The organism is Dietzia sp. DQ12-76, from assembly GCF_014145045.1.
Lineage (GTDB): Bacteria > Actinomycetota > Actinomycetes > Mycobacteriales > Mycobacteriaceae > Dietzia.
Window position 1 is genome coordinate 1 of sequence record NZ_JAALDV010000457.1, and the last position, 1,506, is coordinate 1,506.

1 protein-coding gene and 1 pseudogene are annotated in these 1,506 nt (G+C 70.4%); both read left to right on the forward strand.

Annotated elements, in window-relative coordinates; translation table 11 throughout:
* Window positions 1-134: 134 nt before the first annotated feature.
* Window positions 135-1,169 carry a decaprenyl-phosphate phosphoribosyltransferase gene (locus tag G6019_RS14655; protein WP_182612830.1) on the forward strand — a complete coding sequence of 345 codons (1,035 nt, stop codon included), beginning with the start codon at window positions 135-137 and terminating at the stop codon, window positions 1,167-1,169.
* Between the two features lie 16 nt (window positions 1,170-1,185).
* A pseudogene (locus tag G6019_RS17030) lies at window positions 1,186-1,506 on the forward strand (hypothetical protein); the annotation flags it as partial.

Below are 1,506 nucleotides of genomic sequence, written 5' to 3' on the forward strand. Positions count from 1 at the left end.
GCCGCGGTCGGTGCGGGCTGCGCCGCGCTCACGCGCGCGGTCTGGCCCACGGGCCGCGTCCAGAAGCTGTTGCCGGCCGCGCTTCGTGACGGCGTGCCCGGACCGAGCCCCATCCCGACCCCCGAGGAGAATCGATGACCGATCAGACCGGAGTCCCGGCCACCCGGGGCGGGGGCGATCACCATCTCCTCGGGGCGGAGCCGCACACCGCCAACGAGATCGATCTCGCCGAGGCCGAGGAGGAGGCCAAGGGCTCGCCGCCCAAGAACCTGCTGGACGGTATGGTCAAGGCGCTCAGGCCGCGGCAGTGGGTCAAGAACGTCCTCGTGGTCGCGGCGCCCGCGGCGGCCGGCACGCAGACGCTCACGGACACCTCCGTCCTGTTCTCGGTCTTCGTCGCCTTCGTGGCGTTCTGCATGGCGGCCTCCAGCGTCTACCTGATCAACGACGCGATGGACGTCGAGGCGGACCGCGCCCACCCCACCAAGCGTTTCCGTCCCATCGCCGCCGGTGTGCTCCCGGTCGGGCTGGCATACGGGATGGCGGTGGCGCTCATCGTGGCGTCGCTCGTCATCTCGGTGCTGTTCGCGCACCCGGCGCTGGCGATCGTCGTGGCCGTGTACATCGTCCTGCAGCTCATGTACTGCTTCGGGCTCAAGCACCAGCCGGTGCTCGACATCGCGTTCGTCTCCTCCGGCTTCCTGCTCCGCGCGGTGGCGGGCGGTGCGGCCGCCGAGGTCGAGATCTCCCAGTGGTTCCTGCTGGTCATGGCGTTCGGCTCCCTGTTCATGGCGGCCGGGAAGCGGTATGCCGAACTGAACCTGCACCTCAAGACCGGCGCCAAGATCCGTAAGGCGCTGGAGAGCTACACGCCGACCTACCTGCGGTTCGTCTGGACACTGTCGGCGACGGTGCTCGTGCTCTGTTACGCCCTCTGGGCCTACGACCGGGGTTCCGACCCCACGCAGCCGTCCGGCTCGGCCGTGTGGTTGCAGATCTCGATCGTGCCGTTCACCATCGCGGTGCTGCGCTACGCCGTGGACGTCGACGCCGCCCAGGCCGGCGAGCCCGAGGACATCGCCCTCGGCGACCGCGTGCTGCAGGTCCTCGCCGCGATCTGGGTCCTCACCGTGGTGATCGGCGTCTACCTCGTACCGTCCCTCGCCTGACAGGGGTGGGCGGGCGATGTCGGAGATGACACCTGGAGGGCCGGCGACAGGGCGTCCGACGACAGGGCGTCCGACGGCGCGTCGGTCCGCGGCCGAGGCTGTGCGGACCCGGGGTGTCCCGGCCGAGCCGGCGGTCTTCTGGGGCGGCCTCGCGGTGGTGGTGGCGGTGTTCCTCGCGGGTGCCTGGCAGCGCCGGTGGATCGCCGACGACGGCCTGATCGTCCTGCGCACGGTCCGCAACATCATCGCCGGCAACGGCCCCGTCTTCAACGCGGGGGAGCGGGTCGAGTCCAACACCTCCACCCTGTGGACCTATCTCGTCTATCTCACCCACGAG